At 43.6% G+C, this 21,302-nt stretch carries 18 protein-coding genes and 2 pseudogenes; 10 read left to right on the top strand and 10 right to left on the bottom strand.

Annotated elements, in window-relative coordinates; all coding sequences use genetic code 11:
• Together ACNPNW_RS08765 and pyrE are read right to left on the bottom strand one after the other, a co-directional pair.
• Positions 1 to 489, bottom strand: a pseudogene (locus tag ACNPNW_RS08765) (IS4-like element ISAbe18 family transposase); the annotation flags it as partial.
• A 130-nt stretch (positions 490 to 619) separates the two neighbouring features.
• The gene (gene pyrE / locus ACNPNW_RS08760) at positions 620 to 1,270 is read right to left on the bottom strand and encodes an orotate phosphoribosyltransferase (protein ID WP_044108820.1); all 651 of its coding nucleotides are present in this window, start codon (positions 1,268 to 1,270) and stop codon (positions 620 to 622) included.
• A 40-nt stretch (positions 1,271 to 1,310) separates the two neighbouring features.
• Here pyrE and ACNPNW_RS08755 point away from each other — a divergent pair, with 40 nt between their 5' ends.
• Together ACNPNW_RS08755 and ACNPNW_RS08750 are read left to right on the top strand one after the other, a co-directional pair.
• Positions 1,311 to 2,129, top strand: coding sequence for an exodeoxyribonuclease III (locus ACNPNW_RS08755; protein ID WP_044108819.1), 819 nt, complete (start codon positions 1,311 to 1,313; stop codon positions 2,127 to 2,129).
• A 473-nt stretch (positions 2,130 to 2,602) separates the two neighbouring features.
• The gene (locus ACNPNW_RS08750; RefSeq protein WP_044108818.1) at positions 2,603 to 2,953 is read left to right on the top strand and encodes a Spx/MgsR family RNA polymerase-binding regulatory protein; all 351 of its coding nucleotides are present in this window, start codon (positions 2,603 to 2,605) and stop codon (positions 2,951 to 2,953) included.
• Positions 2,954 to 3,026: 73 nt separating this feature from the next.
• Here the strand turns inward: ACNPNW_RS08750 and ACNPNW_RS08745 are convergent, their stop codons facing one another.
• On the bottom strand, positions 3,027 to 3,464 hold the full coding sequence (locus tag ACNPNW_RS08745; RefSeq protein ID WP_005105342.1) for a DUF2147 domain-containing protein: 438 nt from the start codon (positions 3,462 to 3,464) through the stop codon (positions 3,027 to 3,029).
• Between the two features lie 156 nt (positions 3,465 to 3,620).
• Here ACNPNW_RS08745 and ACNPNW_RS08740 point away from each other — a divergent pair, with 156 nt between their 5' ends.
• Positions 3,621 to 4,532 carry an alpha/beta hydrolase gene (locus tag ACNPNW_RS08740; RefSeq protein ID WP_044108817.1) on the top strand — a complete coding sequence of 304 codons (912 nt, stop codon included), beginning with the start codon at positions 3,621 to 3,623 and terminating at the stop codon, positions 4,530 to 4,532.
• 61 nt (positions 4,533 to 4,593) lie between these two features.
• On the opposite strand, the gene ACNPNW_RS08735 is transcribed toward ACNPNW_RS08740, so the two are convergent.
• Positions 4,594 to 5,163, bottom strand: a complete 570-nt coding sequence (locus tag ACNPNW_RS08735) for an FMN-dependent NADH-azoreductase (RefSeq protein WP_448766887.1) — start codon at positions 5,161 to 5,163, stop codon at positions 4,594 to 4,596.
• A gap of 342 nt (positions 5,164 to 5,505) precedes the next feature.
• On the opposite strand from ACNPNW_RS08735, the gene ACNPNW_RS08730 reads away from it, so the two are divergent.
• The gene (locus tag ACNPNW_RS08730; RefSeq protein ID WP_191112659.1) at positions 5,506 to 6,702 is read left to right on the top strand and encodes a GGDEF domain-containing protein; all 1,197 of its coding nucleotides are present in this window, start codon (positions 5,506 to 5,508) and stop codon (positions 6,700 to 6,702) included.
• A 25-nt stretch (positions 6,703 to 6,727) separates the two neighbouring features.
• Here ACNPNW_RS08730 and ACNPNW_RS08725 read toward each other — a convergent pair whose 3' ends face one another.
• From ACNPNW_RS08725 to ACNPNW_RS08710, 4 genes are all read right to left on the bottom strand, one after another.
• On the bottom strand, positions 6,728 to 8,569 hold the full coding sequence (locus tag ACNPNW_RS08725; protein ID WP_448766892.1) for a protein-disulfide reductase DsbD: 1,842 nt from the start codon (positions 8,567 to 8,569) through the stop codon (positions 6,728 to 6,730).
• Between the two features lie 19 nt (positions 8,570 to 8,588).
• Complete coding sequence (locus ACNPNW_RS08720) at positions 8,589 to 9,344, bottom strand: transporter (protein WP_191112660.1); 756 nt, start codon at positions 9,342 to 9,344, stop codon at positions 8,589 to 8,591.
• A 21-nt stretch (positions 9,345 to 9,365) separates the two neighbouring features.
• On the bottom strand, positions 9,366 to 9,908 hold the full coding sequence (locus ACNPNW_RS08715) for an ankyrin repeat domain-containing protein (RefSeq protein WP_039902494.1): 543 nt from the start codon (positions 9,906 to 9,908) through the stop codon (positions 9,366 to 9,368).
• Between the two features lie 127 nt (positions 9,909 to 10,035).
• On the bottom strand, positions 10,036 to 10,401 hold the full coding sequence (locus ACNPNW_RS08710) for an HPF/RaiA family ribosome-associated protein (protein ID WP_004647220.1): 366 nt from the start codon (positions 10,399 to 10,401) through the stop codon (positions 10,036 to 10,038).
• 1,006 nt (positions 10,402 to 11,407) lie between these two features.
• Between ACNPNW_RS08710 and ACNPNW_RS08705 the strand changes: the two genes are divergently transcribed.
• From ACNPNW_RS08705 to ACNPNW_RS08690, 4 genes are all read left to right on the top strand, one after another.
• Positions 11,408 to 12,133 carry an outer membrane protein OmpK gene (locus ACNPNW_RS08705; RefSeq protein WP_129716224.1) on the top strand — a complete coding sequence of 242 codons (726 nt, stop codon included), beginning with the start codon at positions 11,408 to 11,410 and terminating at the stop codon, positions 12,131 to 12,133.
• An 81-nt stretch (positions 12,134 to 12,214) separates the two neighbouring features.
• Complete coding sequence (locus ACNPNW_RS08700) at positions 12,215 to 12,727, top strand: GNAT family N-acetyltransferase (RefSeq protein ID WP_044108812.1); 513 nt, start codon at positions 12,215 to 12,217, stop codon at positions 12,725 to 12,727.
• 172 nt (positions 12,728 to 12,899) lie between these two features.
• Positions 12,900 to 13,622, top strand: a complete 723-nt coding sequence (locus ACNPNW_RS08695) for a hypothetical protein (protein ID WP_044108811.1) — start codon at positions 12,900 to 12,902, stop codon at positions 13,620 to 13,622.
• 66 nt (positions 13,623 to 13,688) lie between these two features.
• The gene (locus ACNPNW_RS08690) at positions 13,689 to 14,393 is read left to right on the top strand and encodes a phospholipase D family protein (protein ID WP_129716220.1); all 705 of its coding nucleotides are present in this window, start codon (positions 13,689 to 13,691) and stop codon (positions 14,391 to 14,393) included.
• A 56-nt stretch (positions 14,394 to 14,449) separates the two neighbouring features.
• Here the strand turns inward: ACNPNW_RS08690 and ACNPNW_RS08685 are convergent, their stop codons facing one another.
• Positions 14,450 to 15,370 (bottom strand): response regulator, encoded by a 921-nt coding sequence (locus ACNPNW_RS08685; RefSeq protein ID WP_005220520.1) that lies wholly within the window; start codon positions 15,368 to 15,370, stop codon positions 14,450 to 14,452.
• Positions 15,371 to 15,695: 325 nt separating this feature from the next.
• Positions 15,696 to 18,839 (bottom strand): annotated as a pseudogene (locus ACNPNW_RS08680) (hybrid sensor histidine kinase/response regulator); the annotation flags it as partial.
• A gap of 204 nt (positions 18,840 to 19,043) precedes the next feature.
• On the opposite strand from ACNPNW_RS08680, the gene urtA reads away from it, so the two are divergent.
• Both urtA and urtB read left to right on the top strand, forming a co-directional pair.
• Complete coding sequence (urtA, locus tag ACNPNW_RS08675; RefSeq protein ID WP_004813834.1) at positions 19,044 to 20,282, top strand: urea ABC transporter substrate-binding protein; 1,239 nt, start codon at positions 19,044 to 19,046, stop codon at positions 20,280 to 20,282.
• An 82-nt stretch (positions 20,283 to 20,364) separates the two neighbouring features.
• Positions 20,365 to 21,285 carry an urea ABC transporter permease subunit UrtB gene (gene urtB, locus ACNPNW_RS08670; protein ID WP_000365952.1) on the top strand — a complete coding sequence of 307 codons (921 nt, stop codon included), beginning with the start codon at positions 20,365 to 20,367 and terminating at the stop codon, positions 21,283 to 21,285.
• Positions 21,286 to 21,302: the final 17 nt, after the last annotated feature.

Here is a 21,302-nt window from a genome sequence, read left to right as displayed (position 1 = left end):
AAACTCAGGAATATCATTGCTGTGATTCAATCCTATGCTGAGTTTCATGCTGGCTTTTGAGTCGTGAACTTTGGCCCATTCACATAAGGAAAGCGACAGGTCAATATGACTGGCATCCAAGGAATACAAGGGATTCTTAAAGCGAAATTTATGAGCTACTTTTGAGTGTTCATAGTATTTAAGCAACTTGTAAAATAGCTGTTGATACAAGGCAGCAGGCTGCTGCTCATTGATTCGTGCCAGCGTGCTTCGGGGAATAGACTTTGCTCCGAGATGACTTAGCTTTTCCTGTTGGCACTCCAAATTGGATTGAATATCTCTCAGACTTTGTCTACAAGAGAATTGAGACATCAATATGGCAATAAACTGATCCCACCGGGAAGCCGCTCTAAATTTCTGTCCAACATGGTGTACTTTAGCAAGTTGTTCAAAATCCTGTCGCACAACAGGTTTAATTAGCTCATGAAATACGGTATTCTGATGTGACAAAACCTGAATCCTGGTCGTTAAAGTGTTTGTTTGCACTCATATTTTAACTGTTAGGACTCAGGTTTTTTTATTTAAAGCAAACTATGGGACAGCAGTGAGCTTAAGCTTCCTTTTCTATGCCAATCCAGGCTTAGATCCCATATTTAACACGGTAATCTTCCATTTTCGCCAAAGCTTCTAGGTCGCCTTTCGCTTCCAGATAGTCCATTAAATCTTTCATGGTAACTAAGGCATGTACAGGAATCTCAAGCTCTTGCTGCACTTCCTGAATCGCAGATAAATCACCCTGACCTTTTTCCTGACGATCAAGCGCCACGAGTACACCGGCAATTTGGGCACCGGCATTTTTCAGGATGGTGACGACTTCACGAATCGCCGTTCCTGCGGTAATTACGTCATCAATGATCCAGACTTTTTTACCTTCTACAGAAGCACCCACCAATACGCCACCCTCACCATGGTCTTTGGCTTCTTTGCGATTAAAACCCCACGGCACACTTACCCCATGATTTTGTGACAAAGCCACAGCAGTTGCTGCCACAAAGGGAATGCCTTTATAGGCAGGGCCGAAGATCACTTCAACATGGTCACATTCAGTCAGTTTTGCAGCATAGCCAGAAGCCAGCAGTGTCAAGGCTTCACCATCATTCAACAGACCCGCATTAAAAAAATAGGGACTCACACGTCCCGATTTTAAAGTAAACTCACCAAATTTAAGCACACCGCGTGATAATGCGAGTTCGATAAAAGCTTGCGGGTTAAACTGAGCTGGCGTTGACATGAGGTGCTCCTAAATCCATTAATTAAGGTAAGACTTGCGCATGATACCAAAGAGTAGCTATCCAGGTGATCAAAAAATTCTTCGCGTCGTTTCAATTAATGTCAACGGCTTACGTTCATCTGTCACCAAAGGCCTATTGGAATGGATGGAACAGTCGGATGCCGACGTGATTTGCATGCAGGAAAGCCGGATCACGCATGCGCAGTGGACCGATAAATTCAAGCCTGAAGGCTGGTACACGCACCTGTTTCCTGCCGAGCGTCCGGGTTATGCCGGTACTGCCATTTATAGCCGTCTGCCTTTTGTGTCTTTAACCGATGGCCTGGGTTTTGAACTGGCCGATTCACAAGGCCGTTTTATTGCTGCTGAATTTGACTTGGGTCTAGAACAAACTGTACAGATCTGTTCCCTGTATCTGCCTTCCGGTTCATCGGGTGATGAAGCGCAAGCACGTAAAGATCACTTTCTGGAAGAATACGCAAAAATTCTGAAACAGTGGCGCGATGAAAATAAATCGGTAATTGTCTGCGGTGACTATAATATCGTGCATAAACGTATTGATATTAAAAACTGGTCGGGTAACCAGAAAGCCTCGGGTTGCTTACCGCATGAACGTGCATGGTTAGATCATATCTACGATGAACTCGGTTATGTTGATACTTTCCGTGAAGTGCGTAAAGAAGCCGAGTTATATTCCTGGTGGTCAAACCGTGGACAGGCGCGTGCTAAGAATGTTGGTTGGCGGATTGATTATCATGCTTGTTCTCCGGACTGGAAAGAGCGCACCGTTAATGCTTGGGTCTATAAAGAACGATGGTTTAGCGACCACGCCCCCGTGATCATCGACTATAAATTATAATCTTCTCTATTTAATTGAGTGAACAGCTGTTCACTCAATTAAGGCTTATCTCTTACATGACATGACGTATTTTTTGGGTTTATCTCAATGTAATAACATAGCATTATAGCGCTACGGCACAAGGACATGTCAGGACGACAACATAAGGACAGGACGCCGTAGGACGAAAATAAAACAGACTATAGATTTAGCTTGTTTTGCATGGATGTGACATTGGACGTTGGATTGAGACCCGCATGATCAGGATGATTAAATGCGGGTTTTCTATTTCTATTATCCCCAAATTTCTATTTTTCTTATTATTTAGATTGTTCTTTTTCTTAGTGCTCATGTTAAAGCTGCTTGATGTCATTTTGATGACATGACTTTTCTGCTATTTAAAATTTTTTCCTTTTTTTCATTTGCTTTTGCATGGTCTGCTGCTGCCAATTTGGTTAAGCTAGTTCATGATTTAAATTTTTTAGATGGCAGCTATGTTAAAAATTTACGGAATTAAAAATTGTAGTTCGATGAAGAAAGCCTTTGATCTGCTGACTGAGCAAGGTCTTAGTTATGAATTTCATGATTATAAAAAACAGGGCATCGATGCTGAAACCGTCAAAACCTGGCTGGATGCCTTGGGGCAGGATGTGGTTCTGAATAAAAAAGGGACTACCTGGCGTAAACTCAGTGAAGAAGAGCAACAGACCGCCCTGTCGAGTGAAGATGCATTAATTAATGTATTAACTACCCATACCAGTTTAATCAAACGTCCAATCTTGGCAACCTCCACAGGATTTATTGCCGGTTTTGATGAAACAGCTTATCGTGGCTTGAATCACTAATCTCTTGCTCTAAATGGTATTCATAAAAAAAGCCTGACATTGGTCAGGCTTTTGTATATCTACTTAAAATAAATTAGTTGGCGCGAATCCAGGTCTGGTTACGACCCAATGCCGCTACGCCGATAAAACCACGTAGCTCAAGTTTCTTGCCGCCGTCTGCCAGCTGGCCTTTCAACTTATAGGTTTTACCGGATTGTGGATCAAGAATCGAACCGCTGTCATAACTGGTCCCGCCAGCATTTTTCAGACCTTTAACAATGGTCAAGCCTTTCAGAGATTTGTTGTGATATGGACCTTCACATTTCTTGCAGGCATTTTCTTCACCTGGAGTTAACACAGACTGAATACTGGCTGACAAAGTGCCGTTCTTTTGTTCAGTGAATTTAACCATGGCCTTAGGCTGCTTGGTTTTATCATCAATGGTTTTCCATACCGTGCCATTTAAAGGATCCGCGGCATTAGCCAGTGCAGATAAGCCTAGTAGTCCTAACGTAAGCGCTATTTTTTTCATTTTTCTTCATTTCCTTAGTCTGAAAATAGACCCATGTAGTATTAAAAAGTCACAACAATTTTTCAATTTTTAGGTGTGACTATTTAGTGTAACCTTGTAAATATGGTTGGTAAATAATCTACACGATCAATAAAAGCACAAAAAGATGGAAGGAAGATGAAGATAAGCCCGCTAACGAAACAATTAATTACAGAAAGCTTTTTAAAAACGGCCATTCGTGCCCCGAGCAGATTCAGTCTTCCACCGAGTTCAATGCGCATTGCTCTGGAACAGATGTGCAAACTTTTCCCTCAGGATAAAACGGTACAGATTCGCTCGCTCCGACTGGCCGGACTGCGCGCGGAAGAAATTAAGCCGCAGCAGGAATCGACCCAGCTGATTTTTCATATTCATGGCGGCGCATTTTACTTAGGTTCTTTAAATACCCATCGCGCCTTTATGACTCAAATTGCGGCTCGAACCCAGATGCAGGTACTGCATGTCGATTATCCGCTATCACCTGAATCTGCCTATCCAGAAGCATTAGAAGCCTTGTTTGATGTCTATAATCTGCTGCTGGATCAAGGTGTTCAGGCCAAAGATATTATTCTGTCCGGCGATTCTTGCGGTGCCAATCTGGCCTTGGCGCTGGCACTCAAAATACAGCAGGAAAGTCTTCCACAGGTCAGCGGTCTGATTCTGCTGTCTCCACTGCTAGATTTAACGTTGACCAGTGAATCTTTACGTTATAACCAGAAGCATGATGCCCTGCTGTCTCTGGAAACAGTTCAAACCGGGATTGAATATTATGTACCGCGTTCAATTGATCGGGGTGATCCGGAAGTTTCTCCTTTTTTTGCCGATTTAACCGGTTTGCCACCGATTCATATTCAGGTAGGTTCCAAGGAAATTCTGCTGGATGATGCTAGCCGTTTTAAAGAAAAAGCGGAACAGGCGGGTGTCGAGGTCGAATTTAAACTGTATACCGGCATGTGGCACAACTTCCAGATGTTCAGTGCCTGGTTCGATGAAGCCAAGCAGGCCCTGACCGATCTTGCAGAATTTGCCCATCGTCTGGACCGAGATTAACCATAATTCAATGCATAAAAAAGGTCAGCCGTAGCTGACCTTTGAAAAGAGGTTTTAGGTTTTAAATGGCCTGAACCTGCTGCAATGCAGTTTGCAATGCTTGGGCTTTAACCGCTTCGCCCATGTTCACCCCTTCAGCACGAATCACTTCGATATCATTCACACCGGTAAAGTTAAATACGGTTTTCAGGAAAGCCTCCTGAAAATCAGCCGGGCTTTGCTCGCCATAGACACCACCACGGCTGCTGGCAATATACACTTTCTTATTGCCCGCCAAACCTACAGGACCTTGTTCGGCATATTTAAAGGTACGTCCCGCGACACAGATCCGGTCAATCCAGGCTTTTAGGGTCGATGGCAAACCAAAGTTATACATCGCTGCACCAATCACCACGATATCCGCCTGCAAATATTGCTCTAAAATTTCCTCGCCCAATGCCGTCTGTTCTGCGTTCTGACCCATTAAAATTTCGGCGGTAAGATGGGGAATAGGCTGTGCAGCCAGATCCAGATATTCAACTTCAATGGCCTCAGCATATTTTTGCTGCAATTGTTCCACCACGGCCTGAGTCAACTGACGCGAAATAGAAGCATCTCCTAAAATACTGGAATCAATCTGTAAAACTTTCATGGCTTCGCTCTTTATCTTTGGTTGTTTCTAACAATGCAGCCATTTTAACGATTGACTATATTGAAATAATTAGTACAAATAAAACACATCATCCTGAATTTAGAACGAAACTGTATACCTCTTAACCTCTTTAATTTTGATTAAGACCCTTTGACATAGCCTGGATCACTTGCGCTATCGGCAAAGACTGAGCAGATCAGATATCAACTAAATCACAAAAATGTTTTAAATATTGTTGTTTATCAAGCATTCAAACTTATGTTATCTTGTGTAAATAAAGTTATAAATATCCAATAAGTCTTAAAAAAAATCTGCCATAACAATTAAAGTCAGACCGGGACCATGAAGCGAATATCGCCTGTATTAGAAAAAGTGCTAAGACACAGAATCAAGAAATATCTGGTCGAAGATGAAGTCGTGATGAACTGGCGCATCCTGAAGAAATGCATCCTGATGCTGACCTTGGGATGCGGAGTACATCTGACCTGGCTCGGCTGGGATATTTTCGTGTTATTAAATCCCGAATATTGGCAATATGTTCATCTAGAACGGGTCTATACACAAATTACTCTGAACAGCAGCTTTCTGGTAATTCTATTTCTCCTGATTTTTCCCTGTTATAAATTTCAGGGGAATCAGCTGATTGAACGTTATCTGCCTTATATGGCAGTGGGTACTTTTGTTATCTCATTGTGTCGTGACGCCTATCTCGTCGGGGTGATCAGCCCTGTGGCCACGACCTCCTATGTCTGTTTAATTATGGTGGGACTGGTGCTGTTCCATCGCACGCTGGTTTATAGCATGCTGATTCCAGCGTCAATTTTCCTAGGCGGATGTGCCTATTTAAGTTTCAGTCATCAATTGCCTTATTCACCGCTATTTAATATCGATGACAAGCTTTTCTATAATGGTTTCTGGCTGTTATCGATGCTGTATTTCATTTTGCCAATTCTGGCCGTCTGTATGGTCTTATTCGAGATTCTGCTCAGTCAATGGCGGCATCGTGAGCAGCTGATCAAACAACTGAGTCAGATTGATCCGCTTACCAATCTGTTTAACCGCCGTAGCATCAACCAATGTCTGGATAAACTGAATGCCGCAGCAACTCCGAATTACGCCTTGGTCTTACTGGATCTGGATCATTTCAAGAAAATTAATGATCACTATGGCCATCATAAGGGCGATCAAACCTTAGTTGAAGTGAGTGCTGTGCTGAACCAGCAATTGCGCGAAAGTGATGTGGTCGGCCGTTTTGGTGGGGAAGAATTTATTTTGGTGCTTAAAAATACCAGTCTGGAAAAAGCCGAACAAGTGGCTGAACGCTGCCGTATCGCCATTCAGCAATTGCAGATTTTCAGTGATGAGGGTGAGCTGATTCCGGTGACCGCCAGTTTCGGGATTGCTATTTCTAGCGCGGAATTACGCCCACAACAATTATTGAGTCAGGCCGATCAGGCGCTTTATCAAGCCAAAGCCGGTGGGCGTAATCTGGTCAAAGCCTATGCTGAACCGGTTCCAGTACAGATACAGGTCTCTTAAACGGGTTCAGCTTTTTAAGACTTGATTATGGATTTTCACTTTGAGCTAGTGCTTGCAGCTGTGCTAGCAATTCTGCCTCGCTAAAGGCACCGGTCAAACGCAAGCCACGAATTTCCTGCTGCTGTGCATTCAAGAATAAATACGTTGGCGGTCCTAGAATTTCCCATTGGTTTAACAGCGCTTGATGAGAGGCATTATATTGGCTTAAATCCAGCTTGATCAGGAAATATGGCGCAAGCGCCTGCTGCACCGCTACAGATTTTAAAATACGATGTTCAATCGGCTGACAGGCAACACACCAATCGGCGTAGATATCAATAATGATCTTTTGCCCTTGTGGAGCCTTGTCCAAAATCTGCTGAAATTCTGCTGCACTGCGTGCTACATGCCACTTGGCTTCTGTGCTCGCCTGCTCCACAAAAAAACGCTGACTGTGCTGATATTGGCTATAAGCAATATAAGGCACGGCCAGTACCAGACATAGGATATACAGCCATCTTAGACCAGTGCGATGCCAGAAAATCCGGAACAGTACGTAAGCCACGAAGACCATGCCCAAAGCTAAGGATAACCACTGTAACGCAGCTTCTGAAATCAACGGGCGAATAAAATATAGCGCCAGCGCCAGCATGATAAAGGCAAAGAGCACTTTGATCTGATTCATCCAGTGCCCGGCTTTAGGTAGAATCCGCGCCCCCAGAATACTGGCCAGCAATAAAGGCGTGCCCATCCCAAAACCCAGGGTAAACAGCAGTAAAGCCCCCTGCCACTGACTTTGTGTCTGGGAAATAAACAATAATGCACCTGCCAGCGGTGCGGTCAGACATGGCCCCACCAGAAGCGCCGAAATCATGCCCATAACGCCGGCACTGACCAGACTGCCTCCCTGCTGCATGGCCTGTGCCCGATCCAGACGATGAACCAGACGTTGCGGCAATTTGATTTCAAACAGGCCAAACAGATTCAGAGCAAACAGAACAAATAGCACACTAAAAGCGATCAGGGTTCCCGGTTGCTGCAACCAGCGCTGAAAATTCAGGCCGGCCGAAGACGCAATTAGGCCGAGTACCGCATAGACAGCGGCCATACTGCTGACAAAAGTCAGTGCAATCATCCAGGCTTTCAGGCCTTTACTGTCACGTACGATCAGCGAGGTCAGAATCGGCAGCATCGGCAAGGAACACGGCGTAAAAGCCAGTAAAATTCCCAAGCCAAAGAACAGTAAAAGCCCATAGCCCAAAGAGCGTTCAAGCAGTTGGGCTGACCATTTCTGGTCTTGTGCTGCATAGGGTTCGGTTTGTGTGTGGGCTGATGCAGAGAGTCCATCTGCTGCAGACTCTGAGGAATCCGCTGTATTAAACAGGGTATTGTGTTGCAGTGATGACGTATTCAGATCAAGTAAACGCTTTGCTCCTGATCCGGCAGCTTCAAATTGCACCAGACCGGACAAATCGGTCTTGAACTGAATGGTTTGTGGCGGATAACAGATCCGGTCTTTGGCACAACCCTGCCAGCTGACCTGATAGGATTGCCCCGCCTGAGTCGGAATCTGAAACTTTAACTGCTGATAATAAACCTGGGTATGTCCATAGTTATCATCATATAAATCTTCAGCGGGTGGCAACTCAAACGACACCGGCTGATTGCCCTGCCGGACTTCAATTTTATGCTGATACAGATAATAGTTGTCCGGAATCTGCCAGCTCAGTTCAGCCTGCTGCTGACTGGTAGAGATCACGCTCACAGGAAAGGCCTGCTCGGCAGACAACAATGCAGTTTCTGCCTGAACAGGACTGCTGAACAAGGTGCTTCCCAAAATAACCGGCGCAAGCATTTTCCCCCAGGTCGGGAACTGCGAGTATTTCATCATCTGTGAGTTGAATAACTTAGAACAGCACAGAGAAACCTAGGCCTGAGAAGTAACTTCGATCTGCACCATCCAGATCCACACCGACATTCGCATCTAATTGGACACGATCATTTAAGGCATACATGACCCCGGTACCGAGCGCGTATTGATTATCGACACTTTCAGCTTTACGGTAAATCAGTTCAGAATAACCTGACCAGCGATCAGTAATGCGGTAGCCTAGAGAAGGAATCGCAGACACTGCCCAGTTGCTGTCCTGCCATTCATAACGCATGGTCAATGCGGTACTGACCAAGTCATTATATTGATACGACACGACAGAACCCAAGCTGTAAATATCTTCTTCATTAGTGAAACCGGCATTGCCTGTTGCAATGATAGCTTCGGCCAGCAAAGCCATACTGAGTTTGTCATCATCCAAATCAATGGCCTTTTTCAGACCAATACTAACATCGCCCAGACCATCATCTTCTTCAGTCTGGCCATTGGATTTCACTTGTGTCCAGGTCGGGCCAGCCCAACCTAAACGCAATTCCAGATCATCACTGAGTCCGGTACGTAACAACATATCTGCACTGAGGGTGGTCTCGGTCTGATCGCCCGACTTGCTATAACGCGCTGTAGGCAAGCCTTGCTCCCAAGCGACATTTCCGACTGGCGTAATTCCAGTACTCAGACCCTCACCTGGTCGATCAAATTCAAAATCTGCTGCGAAAAGCTGTGCACTACAACCGGCCAGTGCAATCAAACCCAAGGTTTTTAATGTTGTCATGTTGGAGCTCTTTATTAAAATTTAACTGAGTTCTTTGGTCATTTTTGCGCCATGCTTGCGAAGCAGTTCTAGCGTCTGTTTTTCTTCGTCTAAAGCTTCTGACCAGTTGATTTCATCAAAATCACAATCAAAGAATAGATCACTAATTGAAGATAAAATAGTCATGCCATCTTCATCTTTGCTATTTGGATCGACTTTTTCATCCAGTAAACGCTGTACGGCAGGCGCGCATGCGGCACTTGCGGCATCCCAGAGCGGGCCATAAATTTCTTCTGCATCCCACAAATGCAGATTCACTTTGGCCTGGATCAGTTCTTCCAGAATCTGTAAATGTACGGCCAAACGTGCCTGTTTCTCATCTTCTGAAAGTGGTGTACCGGCTTCATACAGCTCACACACCTCTTCCCACCATTTAAACAGGCCATCTGACCAGACCGAAATCACCGGGCCTTTGTCATGATCAATAAAATTCGGGTTGAGTCCATCTGCCAGCAGCTGTTTGACCTGGTCCAGATTTAATTCTTCGAGTGCTTGCACAAAAAGCTGTTGTTGCGCAGTTAACATGATGGAGCTCACTTTGATTCGTTTTCGACTATTATGCCGAATAAAGCAGGATTTGTTGTGCTTCTCATAACTATATTTTTGTTTAATACGAAAAAAGCCCCGCAGGGCTTTTTCAAATCAGTTCGGCTTAGTCTTCGATATCCGCAGTATCTGTGTCTGCTAGTTCGAGAGCACCAGGACGAACATTGTCTTTTTTCTCGATCACATGTTCCAGACTACGTTTTAGTCGGTCAATTGCACCATGGATCGCGGTATCGACATTATGGCCACGGTGATTGACTACGACAGGTTTCAAGCCTGCAGGGCGCGCTTCAATCATACAGCGAATATCGTCATCGCCGCCTTTGGCGCCATTTTCATCACTGAGATGGACTGAAAAATGGGTAATACGTTCGCTGTGGCGCTGGAATTCTTGATTTAATTCTTCCCGTACATAAGTAATTAAACGATCACTATTCTGAATGTGGTTATCGGTACGAAGTTCAATATTCATATATTACCATCCTCAATCTTTGTAACTTTTGAGTGCAAAATTTTTATCTTGGCACGTTTGTAGCTTGCTGTTTCGCATCGCATTTCACTTCTTCAAATGATTGGAATCACACCCTCCATTTTGAATGATGAACACATTTTTGAGTCTGCAGAATCGTGTCCTTATATCTTGAATATCGGCTGTATCTTGGAAATATGCAAGTGATATTTTGGTTTTTTAGCAAAAGAATAATCCATTGTGACAACTGCTTACTCAGCTCAAAAATACAGGATTTTTCAAACGGAAATTTCACAACCTTTCACATGATTTAATTTGAAATAATTTTTTAGCCAGACCGATAAATCGCTTAAATAACACTCGACCAGGAAACCTAAAAAAGGAGGAATTAAAAGTATTTTTTATCGAAATTAGCTCACTTTTACCTAATAATTTATCTTATAAGATCAGCGCCTAGTCAGCCTTACAGTCCTGAATAGATCATTTGCTTTATCATTATTTAGTTGCTTTTGCATAACCGGGAAAAATACTCTTTCGTCATTTTAAAATAACAACCTGCAAAATAATTTTTTATTGAAATATAAGACCGTTCAATCTCACTTGAAGAGGCTGAGAACAGGCTTATAAAACGACGGTCATTTGAGATTTTCAAACTAACCTCATTACACAAACAGAACAAAGCTGTTCAGCCTCAGGCCCAAATTAATTACTAAACAATCTGTATATCCCCCCCTATTTTTTACTGATTTTGTAAGTTAATCATCGTAAATTGAAGTGATTTTATATTTTTAGTTATACATTCAGTCTTTTAAGGCACTACATATTCAACTTTATTTAAAAAATAATAATTTAGAGAAGTATCAGCGAAAGGCAATGAAAACTGAGGAAGATGATCGTCTTCATTCAACTCATGGGGGCTGAAATATATTTAAGTCAGCGATCACTTTTAACTTTATTTTTACTTATTAATCTGTATGCTTATTCTGCTTTCTCGGGGGGATAGATTTAAATGAAATTTACACAACTTGCGGCACTTTGTGCATTGGCTTCAACTGCAGCATTTGCTCAAGCAAAACCAGCTTGGCAGGACTTTAGCGTTACAGGTCTTTATGGTGAAAACTATGAAGTTGTAGACGATCAGCAAACTACTTTAACTGTTGAATATGCTGCAAAAGTTAAATATGCAGATGTATTCTTCTTTATGGATCGTCTGCGCGGTGGCGATGATGTTAAAAGTACGTACTTTGAGTTATCACCACGTTTAAGCTTAAGTGAAGTTACAGGCCAAAAACTTGCCTTTGGTCCAGTGAAAGATGTGCTTATTTCAACAACGTGGGAAGGTTCAGATAATGCTGATAACTTCCTATATGGCGTGGGCTTTGACCTTGATATCCCATACTTTCAATATGCAAGCTTAAATCTTTATCGTGCAAACAATGAAAAAGTGTTTGGCAATAAAGACGATTATCAAATGACGCTTACCTATGGTGTGCCATTTAAACTGGGTGCTGAAGATTTTCTTGTAGATGGCTTCCTTGATTGGTCAACTGCTGAAAAAGACGCTCAAGCAAGCGAGTTAAACTGGACTACACAGTGGAAATGGAATGCGGGCAAACACATTTCTCCAGATACCCGTTTATACCTCGGTGTTGAACATTCAGTGTGGAACAACAAGTTTGGTCTTAAAAATCAAGACGAAAACAATGTCAGCGCACTTGTGAAATATCATTTCTAATTGATGTATGATCAAAAGTAGAACTCCGGTTCTGCTTTTTTTTAAACTGTGATTTCAGCTCACCTCTACTAGAACAAGAATATGCCTGATTTTGATATTCGACCTGCGACCGAACATGATCTTGAAACCATTCTCGAGATTTATAATCAGGAAGTACTCTATGGTACTGCGACCTGGAACAGAACAGCCTTTGATTTGAACTATTTCAAAATCTGGTTTAAACAGCTTAAAAATCAGAATTTCCCGGTTTTTGTGGTTGAAGATACTCAAAATCAAGTCGTCGCTGGCTATGCCTGTTATGATCAGTTTCGTAGTATTCAGGGCTTTCAACAGACGGTAGAACATTCTATTTTTTTAAACCCGGATTATGCAGGGCAAGGTTTGGGTTCTAAACTATTGCAGTATTTAATTGAACAGGCTCAAGTACAGAAACTGCATATCATGGTCGCGGCGATTGATTCTGAAAACACCTCATCGATTCATCTGCATGAAAAACTGGGGTTCGTTCAAACTGCCTATATGCCGCAAGTCGGACAGAAGTTTGGGCACTGGCGTGATTTGGTCCTCTTACAACTCAATCTGGATCAAGCTTGATTAATTCTTAGTTTAAAGCTATTCCAGAACTGCTTTCTGGATATTCCTCTTCAGCTTTTTAATATTTGGCCATCACGATATTTTGTTGTTATCCAGTTTAATAAGCACAAGTTCTATTTACTTATACGAGTGGCTATGTTTTATTCAGTTCAAAATTATACTGAATAACGCTATGTATCAATCTCTATTGTCTATTGGTCTTTTAAGTTTAAGTATGCTCACTTTTGCTGATTCAGAGTTTGAAAAAGAATTGTATTCAGGCTGTAGCCAAGTCCAAAACTATGCAAATAATGGCAAGAAATTCTACGACCAAAAACAATATCAAAAGGCCATAGCGCAATTCAAACAACAAGCCGCCTGGTCATCTTTTTGTGCGATGAATGTAGAAGACGGTGGTACAGCTTTTTCTGAGCGTGATATCACCACGGCATTTAATAATGTTGGCTTAAGTTATGCCAAGCTTGGAAAGCCGCAATGGGCACGCGCCTGGTTTTCCGTTTTTCCGAATGCTAAAGCCAGCCAGTTCAATCTAAAACAGTTGCCTGCACCAGAAAAACCGAAGAATCTTGCAGGCAAATATGTCCGCTATGCAGGTTTTGGCCAGTGGAATACGATGGAAGTTAAACGGGCTTCGAATGCCTACCAAATTGAGTTTAATGGACTCTATATGGGTTTGCGCAGTCTGATTTATGGACCAAATATAGGAGAATTTTCAACCCGGATGCCATTGAATAAAGCTCAGACCAATTACAGCGTAGAAGATTGCAAAATTGATTTGAAATTTCAGTTTAACGCTCAAATTGGACAACAGATTGCGGTGAATAGCAGCAATCCGATGTCTTGTGGTTTTGGACATAATGTCTCGGCGGATGGCATGTATTTAAAGGTTGAGTGATTGCTGATTCAGCGATATCTTATTGCCCTATAACAAACATAATATTCAAAATATTACAGGGAAAATATGGCTAAATTTCTAAATACCAGTGCAACTAATTTTTTCTTAGAAGAACTCATTAAAAATGCCAAAGAACGTCTAATTTTAATCAGTCCGTATTTACGTCTCAATGACCGCATCAAAGAATTATTAGAAGACAAAGACCGGCTAAAAATTGATGTTCGCATTGTCTATGGCAAAAGTGATTTGCATCCTGAAGAAATCAAATGGATTCAAAAACTGGACTATGTGCGTTTGAGTTTCTGCAAAAACCTGCATGCAAAGTGCTATCTCAATGAATCGGAATGTATTATTTCGAGTTTGAATTTATATGAATTTAGCCAGGTCAATAACAATGAAATGGGCATTTCAGTTCGTAAGTATGAAGATGATGAAGTTTTTAAAGATGCGTATGAAGAAGCGCAGCGTATTATTCGGATTAGCGAAGAAGTCCGGATTAGCTTAGATGAAGTTAAAAATGACTCTAGTTCTAAAGAAATTGAAATAGATGAAGAAAGTAATACTTTGTCTAAACTTACCACGTCTAAACTCGCTGCAAAGCACAAAATCAAAACAGCTGATTTCCTGGATAAGATGACAGAAAAAGGTTTTCTAAAACTTAATGAAAATGGCAGACATCTTCTAACTGAGCAAGGGAAAGAAATTGATGGTGAGTTTAGACCAAGTCAGTATGGCGGCTATTTTCTCTGGAATGAAAATATCGAGATTTAAAGAAAAACTTTAAGTTCCTTTTCTTTCCAGAAAAGGGAACTTGATAGCCAAAAGTATCAAGCCACTGCCTGATTCTGACAGGCCGACATGACATGTAACACCGCAGCTGTCCGTGTTTCTACATAAAGCTTTTCAAAGACATGCTCAAGATGCTTGTTTACCGTCCGTGGGCTGAGTTGCAGGATCTCGGCAATATCCCGGTTGGTCTTCCCCATCGTGACCCAATGCATCACTTCTGCTTCACGCGGTGTCAGGTTGGGACAAGCCTGCGCGATTTCCTCTGCGCTCGGCATTTGGGTCTGCTCTTTCAACTGCACCAATACATGTTTAGAGATATGCCCTGCATACAGTTTGGTGAGCAGGTTAAGCTGTAACTGCTGATGGCCATGACCGTACTGACCATGCAGTAAGTGTGCTTGATCTGGCTGCTTGAGCAAGTCCTGTAGCCACTGATTCAAACTGGACTGAAAATGCTGTACATCCACCTGATGATTTTTCAGCAATTCACTGACGATTGGGGTCTGCCAGATAATTTCACCTTCCAGATTCAGCGATAGAATCGCACTGCCGGTTGCATCCAGCATTTGTCGCTGCTGATGCATTAAACGAGCCTGTAACAAATGGGTTTTTACTCGTGCCCGAACTTCATCAATATTTAAAGGCTTGGTGACATAGTCTACCCCACCAACCTGAAAGCCTTTGAGGATATGTTCAGTTTCTGTCAGCCCGGTCATAAAGATCACTGGAATATGTTCAGTCACTGGACTGGCTTTAAGCTGAGTGCAGGTTTCAAAACCATCCATCTCCGGCATACTGCCATCAAGCAGGATCATGTCAGGCTGAATGCGATGCGCAATTTCAATTGCATCAAATCCATTGGTCGCTACAAGTACCTGATAGCCAGCCTGATCCAGGCTCTCATGCAATAGACTTAGATTTTCAGGTATATCATCCACAATCAAAATACTTTCCAACATGTCCACCTTACCCCTACTTCAGCACATCTGCATGCTCATGAAGTCGCTGAATTGCTCTTTTAAAATCAAATTGTTTTAAATCCTGCTCAATCTGATGCCATATATCGTTATATTGTTCAAAGTGCTGGCCACATTCATGCAGGACATCTTTTGCCCCCCGGATAAAACCAATACTTAAATGCTGTTCCAGCTGAAGGACCGCCTCTGCCACGTTCAACAATGGAATGGATGGGTTCAACTCATTTCTGCTTTCAATCACAACCGTGGAGATCTGTCCTTTCTGGTCAGAAGGCTGTTCTTGTTCTGGCTGCTGCTCATGCTGATGCAGCCAGCTTAAGCCCAATTTATCACCAATTTTGTTCAATAATAAATTGAGATCGACCGGCTTTACTAAAAAGTCTTCGTTGAGAACATCGGTTTCCGGATTGATCATCCGCTCATTGGCATCTGCAGAAATAATAATAATCGGTACATTGGTCATTTTATTTTGGCGCAGCAATTTCGCCGTTTCCCAGCCGCCCAGTAAAGGCATGCTCAAATCCATCAGAATCAGATCAGGATTAAATTCTGGTACCTGGCGCAAACAGGCTAAACCTGATTCTGCCTCTTCTAAAATAAAACCCAGTGGTTTCAGGAAATTTAAAACTAGACCACGATCGGTTGCTTCATTATCAACCACCAGTATTTTACGGCGTTCTCCGGTATAACCGGTCACGGTATTAGAGGCAACATCCGCGATCGGATGGATCAGGGATTTAGAAGGTAAATACAGTTTTATTTTAAACACTGAACCCTGTTTTAACTGGCTGCTCAGGGTCAGCTCGCCACCGAGAATATCGACTAAGAGCTTCACGATTGGCAGCCCCAAACCCGTGCCAGCAAAGCTGCCCTGTACCACATTACGACCACGCTCAAAAGGCTGGAAGATCCGCTCAACATCCGACTCAGCAATCCCACAACCGGTATCCTGAATTTCAAAATAAGCGGTCTGAAAACGGTAATCGACCTTAAATTTGACTACCCCCTCCAGGGTAAATTTCAAAGCATTACCCAACAGATTAATCAGTATCTGTTCCAGACGTTTTTTATCAATACGGACATACTGTGGAATCTTGCTACTGATCTCCACATCAAAGTTCAGCTGCTTTTGGGCAAACTGTGGCTCGAATATATGCACGATCTGTTTAAGAAATTTTGGCAGGTCGATATTGGAATTTTCCAAAGAAATCTTGCCAGTTTCAATCCGTGCCAAATCCAGCAGACCATCAATTAGAGAAGTCAGATGCTGACCGCTCCGGCTAATCACGCCCAGGGCAGATTCGCCCTGTTCAGACAGTTTTTCCTGTTTCTGCAGTAGCTGGCTATAACCGAGAATACTGTTCAACGGTGTTCGTAACTCATGGCTGATGCCAATCACATAACGGCTTTTGGCTTCATTGGCTTTTTCTGCCTGAATACGGGCATCTTGCAACTGGCGATCGGTAACCTTATGCGCTTCAATCTCATCCATCAGCAGTTGAGTCTGGGTATTACTTTCCAGCTGTGCTTGACGTCGGCTTTCATCATTCAGCACTAACCACCAGGCGGCCACACAAAGTAGTAAAAACAGCACGGCATAGATTTTGACGAACAGCATTGTCAGCGCATCCTGCTGCTGTGACAAAGCGCCCAGGCTGGCAGACTCCTGTAAATAAATCAGGCTCAGGCTCACTGCCAGCACCACACCTAAGACAAAAATCAGCAGGATATACAGGCTCAAGCGGGTATTAATATGTTGTACCCAGTATTTCGGCAGGAACCAGGCCGCAAAAACTCTGAGCTGTGAAGACCAGCGTGCATGCGGCTTACACAGGTCATGACAACGTGCTTCAAGCGTGCAGCACAGAGAACAGATCTGACTGCTATAGGCTGGACAACTGGCCATGTCTGCAGTTTCATAATCATGCTCACACACCACGCACGTCTGTGTCTCGACCAGATTCAGTTCAGGCTTTTCTTGACGTGCCAAGTAGTATTTACCTTTGGTAAACCAGGCAATTAGCGGTACACATAACATCGCCGTACCGAGTGCGATAAAGCCGGCCAAGGACCGGGCAATCTCTCCAAAAACGCCCCAGTAACACAACATGGATAAGACCGATGCAATGATCAGGCTACCGACTCCAACCGGATTAATGTCATATAGATAGGCCCGTCGAAATTCAATTCCTTTTGGACTCAATCCCAGTGGTTTACAGATCACCAGATCCGCAACAATGGCACCGATCCAAGCAAGGGCCACATTACTGTATAAGCCAAGCACACGCTCCACCGCATGAATTACCCCAAGTTCCATCAACAGCAAAGCGATAAAGATATTGAATACCAGCCAGACTACGCGCCCTGGATGGCTATGCGTCAGACGCGCAAAAAAGTTCGACCAGGCCAATGACCCTGCATAGGCATTGGTAACATTAATCTTGATCTGGGCAACGCAGACAAATAAAACCGTCAGAAATAAAGCGATCCCGGGATGATTGACCACCTGTTGGTAAGCAATCCAGTACAGATAATTGGGGTTACTCAGTTCAGAATCAGCAACCAGATACTGCATTGCCAGTGCCATGAGCAGCATACCCATGAATATCTTGATAAATCCACCTAGAATCCAGGCCGGCCCACCTAAAAAGACAGCCCAATTCCATTTACGCTGAATATGTTTTTTATCGGGTAAAAACCGCAGATAATCCGCCTGTTCTCCGATCTGGGTGATCAAGGCAAAGAGCACCGTGCAGGATGCACCAAAAAAAGACAGATTAAAGGCAGCGCTCTGACTTTTTGCGCCCTCAATCAATGCAAGATTGCTGATCAAATCAGGTTGCTTCACCAACACAAAGCACCATGGTAATAAAAGCAGAAATAACCAGAGTGGTTGGGTGATGGCCTGCACCTTATTGATGAAGCCAATACCTTTGACCACCAATGGCAAAATCACCAGTGCTGAAATCAGGTAGCCAATACTCAGGGGTATCCCTAAGCCTAGCTCCAATGCCAGCGCCATGATGGCGGCTTCAAAGGCGAGAAAGATAAAGGTGAAACTGGCATAAATGACCGAGGTAATGGAGGAGCCAATATAGCCAAATCCGGCACCACGGGTCAGTAAATCAATATCGACATTATAACGGGCAGCATAATAACCAATCGGCCAGCTGGTCAGGAAAATGATAATCGCCACAACCACCAGGGCCCAGAAAGCATTACCGAAACCGTATTGCCAGAGCATGGTGGCTCCAAGTGCCTCCATTGCCAGGAAACTGACGGCCGCAAGCGCCGTATTGGTCACTGTCCATAGTGACCATTTCCGGACGGATTTAGGCGCATAGCGCAGGGCATAATCCTCAATACTTTCATCGACCACCCAGGTATTGTATTTACGCCGGGTATGAATGACGCGCTGCGGTGCCTGACTGGTATTCACTGTTGGGTCCATACAGATCAAATCAAGCTAAATATCTGCTCTTAAAAGCAATAACTATGCCCAGCCTATCAGTATCTAAAAATAATCCGACTGAATGCTATATACGTAAAGTGACGTATATGCTCATTTTTTAACTCCCCTTAGGCTTAGTTCCATACCAAGCGCAAACCAATGATTAAGCGCATCAGCATATCTAATTCTATAGGGGAACCCGACATGAGCTTGAAATCAAAAGTAAAGACATCTGGATTACTGGCAGGTTTACTTGCTGTTCCATTCCTGCTGGCGCCCGCACTGACCAATGCCAGCGTTCCTGCAACAGCAAAGGTCAATACCACCAAACTTAAAGTCGATGACAAGTTTGTGTATGTGGGTCAGTTGCACTCAGCAACCGGCACCATGGCAATTTCTGAAACCGGTTCGATTCAGGCAGAACGTCTGGCCATTGAACAGATCAATAAACAGGGCGGTGTTCTCGGTCGACAAATCAAAATTATTCAGGAAGATGGTGCTTCTGACTGGCCAACCTTTGCAGAAAAAGCACGTAAATTGTCTGAAAAAGACCGTGTTGCTGCAATTTTCGGCTGCTGGACTTCAGCCTCTCGTAAAGCCGTATTGCCAATTATTGAACGCAACAACTCTCTACTTTATTACCCAACCTTCTATGAAGGCTTAGAACAATCTAAAAACGTAATCTACACCGGTCAGGAAGCAACTCAACAGGTACTTGAAGCACTGAACTGGCTGGCAAAAGAGAAAAAAGCCAAAACCTTCTATCTGATTGGTTCTGACTACATCTGGCCGCGTACCACCATGAAAATTGCCCGTACCCACATCGAAAAAGTACTGAAAGGTAAAGTGGTTGGTGAAGAATACTATCCTCTGGGCCACACTCAATTCGGCTCTCTCATCAACAAAACCAAACTGCGTAAACCAGATGCCATCTTTGCAGCAGTCGTGGGCGGCTCAAACGTATCCTTCTACAAACAAATGAAAGCTGCGGGCGTAACAGGCGACAAACAGACACTGCTTACCCTTTCAGTGACTGAAGATGAATTGCTGGGGATTGGCGGCGAAAACATGAAGGGCTTCTACTCTTCAATGAAATATTTCCAAAGCCTGAATAACCCCAATAATGCTGCATTCGTAAAAGCCTTTAAAGCGAAATATGGCCCTAAAGCGGTGGTAGGTGACGTAACACAAGCCGCTTACCTAGGTCCATGGTTATGGAAAGCCGCAGTTGAAAAAGCCGGTAGCTTCGATGTCGCGAAAGTGACTGCAGCATCTAAAGGCCTAGAAATGAAAACTGCGCCTGAAGGCTACGTGAAAATTGACCCGAACCACCATTTATGGAGCAAATCACGTATTGGTCAAGTGCAACCAAATGGTCAGTTCAAGGTTGTTTACGAGTCTAAAGGTCTAATCAAACCAAACCCATTCCCTAAAGGTTACTGAGTTAACAGCCACATGATCAGGGGAAGCCATTCTCCTGATCTTTGTATTCCACACAATTTTTTAAAGCTTGGAGGATGATGCGATGGATCTATCATTTGCAGAATTCGGTGCAATATTTGCCATGCAAGGCTTTAATGGTCTCTCTGTGTTCTGTGTGCTGTTATTGATGGCGCTCGGCCTTGCAATTATCTTTGGGCAAATGGGCGTAATTAACATGGCACATGGTGAGTTTCTGACCATTGGTGCATATACGACATTTTTCATTTCCACACTGACTGAAAGTTTTTTCCCTCAACTCCTACCTTACTATTTCCTGATTGCAATCATTGCAGCCTTCCTCACAGCAGGCATTATCGGTTACATGGTGGAACGACTCATGATCAGCCGGCTCTATCAACGGCCACTCGATACACTTCTTGCAACATGGGGCTTGAGCCTCATCATGCAGCAGTTGTTCCGTTCTATTTTCGGACCTAAGGAAGTCAGCCCGACTTTACCTGACTGGTTAATGGGTTCTTATCAACCGACGGAAGCCATCGATATTCCTATCAATGGTCTGTTCCTGGTGGGCGTTACCCTCTGTGTCACTGCATTTGTCTACTTTCTGATTTACCGTTCACGCTGGGGTTTACAACTTCGTGCAACCAACCAGAACCGCTTTATGAGTGGTGCTGTCGGGATCAATACCAAACGTGTTGACAGCTTAACCTTTGCCTTGGGTTGTGGGCTTGCAGGTATTGCCGGTGCAGCTTTCACAACCATCGGTTCTACTGGTCCTACAGCAGGTTCGCTGTATATCGTTGATACCTTCTTAGTCGTGGTCTTCGGCGGTGCTGCAAGCTTGCTTGGCACCGTTGCCTCCGCATTCAGTATCGCGCAAGCACAATCTATTCTGGAATTCTTCCTTTCTGGTTCTGTCGCTAAAGTCCTGACACTGGCTACAGTCATTATTATCCTGATGCTGCGTCCTCAGGGTCTCTTCTCAATCAAAGTACGTAAATAGGGGATTCAGGAGAGATA

This window comes from Acinetobacter endophylla (assembly GCF_053543775.1).
Note: the sequence above shows the minus strand (reverse complement) of the source record. Positions and strands in the feature narration are given on the sequence as shown.

What these genes read in the sequence shown, in the direction of transcription:
- ACNPNW_RS08745 (WP_005105342.1), bottom strand. Translation starts at nt 3,464, where the DNA reads ATGAAAAAAATAGCGCTTACGTTAGGACTACTAGGCTTATCTGCACTG.
- urtB (WP_000365952.1), top strand. Translation starts at nt 20,365, where the DNA reads ATGGATCTATCATTTGCAGAATTCGGTGCAATATTTGCCATGCAAGGC.
- ACNPNW_RS08720 (WP_191112660.1), bottom strand. Translation starts at nt 9,344, where the DNA reads ATGACAACATTAAAAACCTTGGGTTTGATTGCACTGGCCGGTTGTAGT.
- urtA (WP_004813834.1), top strand. Translation starts at nt 19,044, where the DNA reads ATGAGCTTGAAATCAAAAGTAAAGACATCTGGATTACTGGCAGGTTTA.
- ACNPNW_RS08750 (WP_044108818.1), top strand. Translation starts at nt 2,603, where the DNA reads ATGTTAAAAATTTACGGAATTAAAAATTGTAGTTCGATGAAGAAAGCC.
- ACNPNW_RS08740 (WP_044108817.1), top strand. Translation starts at nt 3,621, where the DNA reads ATGAAGATAAGCCCGCTAACGAAACAATTAATTACAGAAAGCTTTTTA.
- ACNPNW_RS08725 (WP_448766892.1), bottom strand. Translation starts at nt 8,569, where the DNA reads ATGAAATACTCGCAGTTCCCGACCTGGGGGAAAATGCTTGCGCCGGTT.
- ACNPNW_RS08755 (WP_044108819.1), top strand. Translation starts at nt 1,311, where the DNA reads ATGATACCAAAGAGTAGCTATCCAGGTGATCAAAAAATTCTTCGCGTC.
- ACNPNW_RS08715 (WP_039902494.1), bottom strand. Translation starts at nt 9,908, where the DNA reads ATGTTAACTGCGCAACAACAGCTTTTTGTGCAAGCACTCGAAGAATTA.
- ACNPNW_RS08730 (WP_191112659.1), top strand. Translation starts at nt 5,506, where the DNA reads ATGAAGCGAATATCGCCTGTATTAGAAAAAGTGCTAAGACACAGAATC.
- ACNPNW_RS08735 (WP_448766887.1), bottom strand. Translation starts at nt 5,163, where the DNA reads ATGAAAGTTTTACAGATTGATTCCAGTATTTTAGGAGATGCTTCTATT.
- ACNPNW_RS08690 (WP_129716220.1), top strand. Translation starts at nt 13,689, where the DNA reads ATGGCTAAATTTCTAAATACCAGTGCAACTAATTTTTTCTTAGAAGAA.
- ACNPNW_RS08705 (WP_129716224.1), top strand. Translation starts at nt 11,408, where the DNA reads ATGAAATTTACACAACTTGCGGCACTTTGTGCATTGGCTTCAACTGCA.
- ACNPNW_RS08710 (WP_004647220.1), bottom strand. Translation starts at nt 10,401, where the DNA reads ATGAATATTGAACTTCGTACCGATAACCACATTCAGAATAGTGATCGT.
- ACNPNW_RS08695 (WP_044108811.1), top strand. Translation starts at nt 12,900, where the DNA reads ATGTATCAATCTCTATTGTCTATTGGTCTTTTAAGTTTAAGTATGCTC.
- ACNPNW_RS08700 (WP_044108812.1), top strand. Translation starts at nt 12,215, where the DNA reads ATGCCTGATTTTGATATTCGACCTGCGACCGAACATGATCTTGAAACC.
- ACNPNW_RS08685 (WP_005220520.1), bottom strand. Translation starts at nt 15,370, where the DNA reads ATGTTGGAAAGTATTTTGATTGTGGATGATATACCTGAAAATCTAAGT.
- pyrE (WP_044108820.1), bottom strand. Translation starts at nt 1,270, where the DNA reads ATGTCAACGCCAGCTCAGTTTAACCCGCAAGCTTTTATCGAACTCGCA.